General features: G+C 68.6%; 6 protein-coding genes and 2 pseudogenes. 6 read left to right on the forward strand and 2 right to left on the reverse strand.

Annotation, left to right across the window (positions count from 1 at the left end):
• The 4 genes and pseudogenes from BDI24065_RS40425 to BDI24065_RS40440 form a co-directional block, all read left to right on the forward strand.
• Positions 1 to 238 (forward strand): annotated as a pseudogene (locus BDI24065_RS40425) (hypothetical protein); the annotation flags it as partial.
• A gap of 249 nt (positions 239 to 487) precedes the next feature.
• A complete protein-coding gene (locus BDI24065_RS40430; RefSeq protein ID WP_175035884.1) occupies positions 488 to 2,038 on the forward strand; it encodes an NCS1 family nucleobase:cation symporter-1 in 1,551 nt (516 codons plus the stop codon).
• A gap of 22 nt (positions 2,039 to 2,060) precedes the next feature.
• Positions 2,061 to 2,789 carry an aspartate/glutamate racemase family protein gene (locus BDI24065_RS40435; RefSeq protein ID WP_089501551.1) on the forward strand — a complete coding sequence of 243 codons (729 nt, stop codon included), beginning with the start codon at positions 2,061 to 2,063 and terminating at the stop codon, positions 2,787 to 2,789.
• 61 nt (positions 2,790 to 2,850) lie between these two features.
• Entirely contained in the window at positions 2,851 to 4,029 is a 1,179-nt protein-coding gene (locus BDI24065_RS40440) for a LysR substrate-binding domain-containing protein (RefSeq protein ID WP_175035885.1), read from the forward strand.
• A gap of 60 nt (positions 4,030 to 4,089) precedes the next feature.
• Here BDI24065_RS40440 and BDI24065_RS40445 read toward each other — a convergent pair whose 3' ends face one another.
• Both BDI24065_RS40445 and BDI24065_RS40450 read right to left on the reverse strand, forming a co-directional pair.
• Positions 4,090 to 5,397, reverse strand: a complete 1,308-nt coding sequence (locus tag BDI24065_RS40445; protein WP_175035886.1) for an MFS transporter — start codon at positions 5,395 to 5,397, stop codon at positions 4,090 to 4,092.
• A gap of 429 nt (positions 5,398 to 5,826) precedes the next feature.
• Positions 5,827 to 7,395 (reverse strand): MFS transporter, encoded by a 1,569-nt coding sequence (locus tag BDI24065_RS40450; protein ID WP_175035887.1) that lies wholly within the window; start codon positions 7,393 to 7,395, stop codon positions 5,827 to 5,829.
• A 100-nt stretch (positions 7,396 to 7,495) separates the two neighbouring features.
• On the opposite strand from BDI24065_RS40450, the gene BDI24065_RS40455 reads away from it, so the two are divergent.
• Both BDI24065_RS40455 and BDI24065_RS41665 read left to right on the forward strand, forming a co-directional pair.
• The gene (locus BDI24065_RS40455; protein ID WP_175035888.1) at positions 7,496 to 8,398 is read left to right on the forward strand and encodes a LysR family transcriptional regulator; all 903 of its coding nucleotides are present in this window, start codon (positions 7,496 to 7,498) and stop codon (positions 8,396 to 8,398) included.
• Positions 8,399 to 8,435: 37 nt separating this feature from the next.
• Positions 8,436 to 8,688 (forward strand): annotated as a pseudogene (locus BDI24065_RS41665) (ABC transporter substrate-binding protein); the annotation flags it as partial.

Here is an 8,688-nt window from a genome sequence, read left to right on the forward strand (position 1 = left end):
GGAGACCGCGCCCGGCATGCTCGCGCCGCTGTCGCCGCTGTCGCCGCTGTCGCCGCTGTCGCCGCTGCTGCCGCTGCCGGCCGCGCCACTGCTCGGCGTGCCCGACGGCACGGCCGACATGCCGCCCGTGGCGCTCGTGTCCGAGCTCGCGCCGCTGCTGTCGCTCTTCTTCTGGCAGCCCTCGCCTGCCGCCAGGCCCGCAATCAGGATGCCGGCGAAGACGGCTCGCGATACATGACGAAGTGAATATCGCTGCATGACAACTCCGCTGATGTCGATGTGAATGGAGCCCGCGCGAGCAATTCGCGTGCCGCGCCCGGCCGCCGAAGCCACCCGCTTCCATTCATTTTTCAAATGACGGCTAACCGAATATTTAATTTCCCATCACCGTGCCGGCCTTCCATACTCGCGAACAAATCCGAGACATAACGTCCACGGCGGCCGGGCCGGCGCAGCGTTCCCACGCCGCCGGTTTCGCGCCCCGCACATGGAAGGAGACAACGGCGTGCAACTGGAAGCCACCCACCGCCCGGGCCTCGTGCTCGGCGCGGACGACGCATCGTATCGAACCGATTCGGCCACGCGCGACCCTGCGCTGAGCCCGCGGCTGCACAACCCCGACCTCGCGCCCACCAAGGCCGAGGGCCGGACATGGGGCCGCTACAGCATCTTCGCGCTATGGACCAACGACGTGCACAACATCGCGAACTACTCGTTCGCGATCGGGCTGTTCGCGCTCGGGCTGTCGGGCTGGCAGATGCTCGCGTCGCTCGCGATCGGTGCGGTGCTCGTGTACTGCTTCATGAACCTCACCGGCTACATGGGCCAGAAGACCGGCGTGCCGTTCCCGGTGATCAGCCGGATGAGCTTCGGCATCTACGGCGCGCTGCTGCCCGCGATGATTCGCGCGGTGATCGCGATCGCCTGGTTCGGTATCCAGACCTATCTCGCATCGGTCGTGCTGCGCGTGCTGCTCACCGCGATCTGGCCGGGCCTCGCCGCATTCGACCAGAACGCGATCTTCGGGCTGTCGACGCTCGGCTGGGTCACGTTCGTCGCGATCTGGCTCGTGCAGATCGGCATCCTCACGTACGGGATGGAAATGGTCCGCAAGTACGAGGGGCTGGCCGGCCCGGTGATCCTCGTCACGACGCTGTCGCTCGCCGCGTGGATGGTCAGCCGCACGGGCGGCCATCTCGCGATGTCGATCGGCAAGCCGATGACCGGCTTCAGGATGTGGACGGAGATCTTCGCGGGCGGCTCGCTGTGGCTCGCGATCTACGGCACGCTGGTACTCAACTTCTGCGATTTCGCGCGCTCGTCGCCGAGCCCGAAGACGGTGCGCGTCGGCAACTTCTGGGGCCTGCCGGTCAACATCCTCGTGTTCGCGACGATCAGCTTCGTGCTCGCCGGTGCGCAGTTCAAGCTGAACGGCCACATCATCCACAGCCCGACGGAAATCATCGCGACGGTGCCGAACAAGCTGTTCCTCGTGCTCGGCTGCCTCGCGTTCCTGATCGTGACGGTCGCCGTCAACATCATGGCGAACTTCGTCGCGCCGGCCTTCGTGCTGACGAGCCTCGCGCCGCACCGCCTGTCGTTCCGCCGCGCGGGCCTGATCAGCGCGACGGTCGCCGTGCTGATCCTGCCGTGGAACCTGTACAACAGCCCGATCGTGATCGTCTACTTCCTGTCCGGCCTCGGCGCACTGCTCGGCCCGCTGTACGGGATCATCACGGTCGACTACTGGCTCGTGCGCAAGCAGCGCGTGAACGTGCCCGATCTCTATACCGAAGCGCCGACCGGCGCCTATTTCTACACGCGCGGCGTGAACCGCAAGGCGCTCGCGGCGCTCGTGCCGTCCGCGCTGATCTCGATCACGCTCGCCGTCGTGCCGGCCTTCAGCGCGATGACGCCGTTCTCGTGGCTGCTCGGCGCGGCCATCGCGGGCAGCGTGTACTGGCTGCTGGCCGATCGCAACCGGCACTACGAGGAGCGCTCGGGCGAACCCATCGCGGTCGCCTGCGCCCAACACTGAAACACCTGCATACGGAGTCGCAATGAGGATCCTGGTAGTCAACGTCAACACGACCGAGTCGATCACCGACGCGATCGCCGCGCAAGCGCAGGCCGCCGCGTCGCCAGGCACGGAGATCGTCGGGCTGACGCCGCGCTTCGGCGCGGAGTCGATCGAAGGCAACTTCGAGAGCTACCTCGCGGCGATCGCCGTGATGGATCGCGTGCTGAGCTACGACGAGCCGTACGACGCGGTGATCCAGGCCGGCTACGGCGAACATGGCCGCGAAGGCCTGCAGGAACTGCTGACGGTGCCCGTCGTCGACATCACCGAAGCGGCCGCGAGCATCGCGATGCTGCTCGGCCATCGCTACTCGGTCGTCACGACGCTCGACCGCACGGTGCCGCTGATCGAGGATCGCCTGAAGCTCGCCGGGCTCGATGCGCGCTGCGCGTCGGTACGCGCAAGCGGCCTCGCGGTACTCGAACTCGAAGAGAACCCGGCCCGCGCGATCGAATCGATCGTCGGCCAGGCGCAGCGCGCGGTGAAGGACGATCACGCGGAAGTGATCTGCCTCGGCTGCGGCGGGATGGCCGGCCTCGACCGGCAGATCGAGGAATGCACGGGCGTGCCGGTCGTCGACGGCGTATCGGCCGCGGTCGCGCTCGCCGAGTCGCTGGTGCGCCTGAAGCTGAAGACATCGAAGGTCCGCACGTACGCGCCGCCGCGCCCGAAGCGGATCGTCGGCTGGCCGGGCACCTTCGCAAAATGACGCGCGGCCGGCCCGCTGCTGCGTCGCGCTCGGGCGCCCGGTCGCCGGGAGGTGGTTCGGCATGCGGGACACGCTAGACCCGAACGCGCTGCCCCGCGACGCGTCCGACGCCGCGGGCGCGCTCGACGGGCTGGATGCGCGGCTGATGCGCATCCTGCTCGTGCTGCTGACCGAGCGCACCGTGTCGCGTGCGGCCGTGCGCCTGAACATGTCGCAGCCGGCCACCAGCGCCGCGCTCAAGCGCCTGCGCACGCTGCTCGGCGATCCGTTGCTGGTGCGCAGCCGCTACGGGATGGTGCCGACCGAATTCGGCGCGCGGCTGATCGAACCGCTGCGCAACGCGCTGCGCGTGATCGACTTCATCCGCATCCAGCAGCCGACGTTCGACGCGCGCACGTCGGTACGCACCTACCGGATCGGCTGCCCCGACTACCTGAACGTGCTGTTCGTGCCGAAGCTCGTCGCGCTGTTCCGCGAACGCGCGCCGGACGCGCAGCTCGTGTTCCATCCGCTCGGCGACGGCTTCGACGACGAGCGCGCGCTGGCCGACGGCGAGCTCGACGTCGTGATCGACAATCGCCCGGCGCGCTCGTCGCGGTTCCGGCAGGACGACCTGTTCGACGATCGCGTCGTGTGCCTGATGCGTGCAACGCACCCGCTCGCGCGGCGCGGCACGATGACGGCGGCCGATTTTGCCGAAGCGCCGCAGTTGTGTCCGACGCCGTCATGGCTCGAGGCGTCCGGCGCGATCGACAGGCAGCTCGAACGCGTGGGCCTGCAGCGGCGGATCGTCGTCACGCTGCCGCACTTCGAACTCGCCGCGCATGCGCTCGTGCGCACCGACATGCTGCTGACCACCACGTACCGGCTCGCGCGGCACTATGCGAAGCTGCTGCCGCTCGCCGCGCTCGCGCTGCCGGCGGAACCGCCGGACATCGTGTACCGGATGACCTGGAACGAATCGGGCGCGTGTACCGAAGGCGTGCGCTGGCTGCGCGGGCTGATCGCGGAAGCGACGCGTGCGTGGCTCGATGCCGAGGCGATGCTGCCGGCTGTTGCGGCGGTGGCCGCCGATGCAGCCTCGAACGCGGACGCGCGAAACGGCACGCCGGCCGAAGCCGATACGCCCGAATCCACACGACGCACGCGCCGCAGGCAGGCGACGCATTGCCATGCGTCGCATCCGCGGCGTGTCGCCCATGCGGCACGCATTCACCGCCTCGCGACGAAGTCGCATTGACCGGCGCGTGCGCGACGTCACCTGTGCTGCACGCCCGTATCACTCGGCCAGCGCCTTTCGCTAGGTCACATGACTGGCCGTTACCCCGGCAACTCGCGCGGGCACCAGGCGAACCAGGAGAAGCATCCCTGCCAACAGCAGGCTCGCCACCACCGTGAGGGCGACATATGGCGTGCCATAGCGGCTGGTGAGCATGCCCATCAGCCCCGAGCCGAACGCGCCGCCGAGCGATCCCAATGCGCTGATCATGGCGATGCCGGCCGGCGCACTGCGCTTGTCGAGCTGCGCGGTCGGAATCGTCCAGAACAGGATGGGCACCGTGAACATGGAGAGCTGCGCCACGCAGACCAGTACAACCGTGGCACGAATGTCGCCCACCGCGAACTGCAGCAACACAAGGCATAGCGCAGTGGCAAGGAAGCAGCCGGCCAGATGCCAGCGTCGCTCCAGGTAGCGATCCGAGCTGTACGCAATCAGCACGTTGCCGACCATGGTGAATGCGGAAATCAGGCCGGACAGCTTGCCGATGGTTGCAATACCGGAGACGCCGGCAGCCTTCAGGATGGTGGGCGTCCAGAACGTGACGGTGCTCAGGCCCAGATGGACGCTGAAGTAGACGACCGTCAATCCGATCACGCGCCGGTCGAGAAGAATCGAAAGCAGCGATGCCCGGCCTGCCGACACCATCGCCTTGTCTTGCGTGGCCTGGAGATCGCGCGCAAGCATGTCCCGTTCGGCATTGGACAGCCAGGTCACGCTGTCGGGACGATCGCTCAACAGGAACGGCGCGAGTATCCCCAGTGCAATCGCGGGCAGACCTTCGAGCAGGAACAGCCACTGCCATCCGCGCAGGCCCCAGCTGCCTTGCATCTGGTTCATGATCCAGCCAGATAGCGGGCCGCCCGTGATACCGGCGATCGGCACGGCGAGCAGAAGGAGGCTGTTGACGCGCGCACGCACGTGGTCGGGAAACCAGTACGAGAGATACAGCATCAAGCCCGGAAAGAATCCGGCCTCCGCCGCCCCCAACAGGAAGCGCACGAAGTAAAGCGACGCGGCACCGCTGACGAACATCTGCGCGACCGTACACACGCCCCAGAGCACCATGATCCTCAGCAGCGTCCGCTTCGCGCCAATGCGCGCAAGCAGCAGATTGCTGGGCAACTCGAACGCGGCATAGCTCACGTAGAACACGCCCGTTGCGACACCAAAGACCGTTTCGCTCAACCCGAGATCCGCCAGGAACTGCAGCTTTGCGAAGCTGATGTTGACCCGGTCGACGAAGTTCAGGACGTAACACAGAAACAGGAACGGCAAGATCCGGAGCGCGATCTTTTGATAGAGCCGTGAGGACCGAAACAGGGACATTGGCATTCCTCTACGTCAGGGCTGGATAACGACTCGATCCTTGTCGCGTACGCGACAGGCGCGCAGTGACCGAATCCGGGGGCACCATCCGTCGATACCGGCAACCGCGCCGACAGCGCTCCGGCACGACGGCAATGGGCCATTGGACCGAGACATGCAAGCCCTTGCGGTGTGCCGCCATCTCGCTCGACCCTGCGGCAAATTCTAGGTTGCCGACGCGGCCTCACGCCCTTGGGAATTTCCCTTAAATCCCGTATTTTGGAATTTTATTGAATATCAATCGGAGAATTTACAAGATTAAAGGAATTTTAGTTCCGCAATGAGGAACCTATGCAAAATCGAGCCGCAAGGCGCAACGCGCACCATCGCGTCCACGCCGACCCGATCGCAGCCATGCGTCGATGCACGGCCACACACCAGGACGCCGCGCTACACGACGCGCATTGGTTGCGCCAGCAACTTGTAGGCAACGACGGCCGCAACCAGCGCGAGCACGCCGCTCACCGTCAGCGCATCGGCGAACCCGCTCGCGAACGCGACGGGTGCCGCGTGCGCGAGCGCACCGGCGGCCGACGGCGGCACGCGCTCGAGCGCCCGCGCCAGGTCGCCGGCCAGCAGGCTCGACATGAACGGTGCATCGGCGAACGCGCGCAGGCCGGGCGCGGCGGACAGCAGCCGGTCGAGCCGCGCCTGCGTGCTCGCCGCCAGCACCGCGCCGAGCACGCCGACGGCCGTCACGATCGCCGAGAAGCGCGTCGTCGTGCTGATGCCCGACGCCATGCCGGTGCGGTTCGCTGGCACGCACGCCATGATCGCCTTCTGCGTGTCGCCGTTCATGATGCCCGCGCCGCAGCCCGTCACGAACATGCCGAGCGCGACGAGCCGGTAGTCGCCGCTGGCCGTCAGCGCCGCGGTCGCGAGATTGCCCGCTCCGATCAGCGCGAGCCCGCCCGCCAGCACGCCGCCGGACGACACGCGCGCGGCCAGCGCCGCGCCGAGCGAGGGCCCGGCGATCATCGCGAACGCGAACGGCAGCATCCCGAGCCCCGCGTCGATCGCCGACATCCCGAACGCGTTCTGCAGATACAGCGGCAGGAACGTCATCATCACCTGCGCGCACGCCGCATAGCCGAACATCGCGAGCACGGCGCCGACGAAGCGCGGCTGGCGGAACAGCGCGAGATCGATCATCGGCCGCGCTTGCCAGCGCTCCGCGCCGATGAACGCCGCGAACAGCGCGACGGCAAGCGCCAGCCTGCCGAGCGTCGCGGCCGACAGCCAGCCGTGCGACGGTGCGCCGATCAGCGCCGCGATCGCGCACGCGAGCGCCGCGCCGAACAGCAGGCTGCCGGCCGCGTCCACGCGTTTCGCGTGCGGATCGCGCGACTCGTCGATCGCGACGCGCGCACCGGCCGCGAGCAGCAGGCAGACAGGCAGGTTCAGCAGGAACACCCAGCGCCAGCCGATCCATTGCGTGATCGCGCCGCCGACGAGCGGCGCGATGGCCGTCGCGATCCCCATGCACATGCCCCAGATCGCCCACGCGCGCGCCCGTTCGCGCCCTTCCGGAAAACGGTTCGCGATCACTGCGAGCGCGGCCGTCAGCAGCAGCGCGGCGCCGCCGCCCTTCACCGCCCGCGCGGCGATCAGCCAGCCGGCCGACGGCGCGACGCCGCAGCCGAGCGACGCGAGAAAGAACAGCGCGAGCCCCGTGAAGAGCATCCGCTTGCGTCCGAACCGGTCGGCGAGCCCGCCGGCCGGCAGCAGGCAGGCGGCGAACGCGGTCATGTACGCGCTCACGACCCATTCGATATCGGCGAAGCTCGCGTGGAAGCTGCGCGCGATGCTCGGCAGCGATACGGCGACGACGTTCGTGTCGAGCACGATCAGCGAGCAGGTCGCGGACGCGACGGCGAGCGTCGCGGCGGCGGGCAGGCGGGCGCCCGTGCGCGGGGCGGCATCGGTGCCCGCGCGCGACGCGGGTGAAGACTGGGACATCGGCTACTCCGGAACAGGAAGGACGAGCCGTATGCTAGGCTTGGCCCGTATTGCCTGTCATTGATACTCCGACGCTGTTTTATTGACGAAAATTGCAATCATGGATCGGCTCGAATTCCGCCACGTGCGCGCGTTCCTGAGCGTCGCGCAGCACCTGCATTTCGCCCGCGCGGCCGAAGCGCTCGACATGGCGCCGCCCGCGCTCACGCGGCAGATCCAGGAGGCCGAACGCGTGCTCGGCGTGCGCCTCTTTCACCGGTCGCGCCGCGCGGTCACGCTGAGCGCGGCCGGCGAGGCCTATCTCGCCGAGGCGAGCGCCGCGGTCGAACACCTGCAGCGCGGCCGCGAACTCGCGGCCTTGGCCGAGCGCGGCGAACTCGGCCGGATCGAGCTCGGCTACGTGTCGTCGGCCGTCTATTCCGGCACGCTGCAGCGCACGGTCGGCGCGTTTCGCGACGCACACCCGCGCATCGAGCTGAACCTGCGCGAAGTGCCGATGGACGACGTCGCGACCCAGCTCGACACGGGCCGGCTCGACCTCGCATACGTGCGCCCGCCGCTGCCGCTGCCCGGCGGCCTGCGGATCGTCACGCTGCAGCGCGACGTGTTCGTCGCGGCCGTGCCGGCCGGGTCGCGCTACGCGTCGATGCCAACCCTTCGCGCGGCCGACCTCGCCGACGCCCACTTCGCGGTACCCGAACAGGAGCGCGGCACGCTCGAAGTCGCGCGCCGCGGCCGCTTCGCCCCGCTGATCGCCGCACGCCCCGGCGGCTTGCTCGCGGTGCTCGCGTGCGTGTCCGTGAACGGCTGGGTCGCGGTGATTCCCGATGCGCTCGCCGGCTGCGTGTCGCTGCCGGGCGTCGTGTACCGGCCGATCGCCGGCAAGCCGATCACGTCGGAACTGGCGCTCGCGCACCGGCGTTTCGAAAAGGCGCCGGCGGTACGCGCGTTCCTGCGGACGGTTCCGTCGTCCGCGCAAGACGCCGCTTCTGACGCCACATAAAACGCCCGCGTGCGGCGATGGCCGCCGCCGCGCGAATATGCATTGCACGATTCGATGTTTGTCGGCCGGAAACCGATTCCGTAACCTGCCCGGCAGCCGCGCCGCCCGCGCGCGGATCACCGAGGACACCCCGCCGATGAACCCCTCCTCCGCCCTGGCGCGCCGTCGCGTGCTGCAGCGTCTTGCCGCCCTCGCCGCCGCGCCGCTTGCCGGCGGCATCGCCCTGCCCGCCGATGCGGCCGGCGCCGACCTGTCGGGCGTCACGCTCGTGCTCGGCGACCAGGCCGGCG

The organism is Burkholderia lata, assembly GCF_902499025.1.
Taxonomy (GTDB): Bacteria; Pseudomonadota; Gammaproteobacteria; order Burkholderiales; family Burkholderiaceae; genus Burkholderia; species Burkholderia lata_C.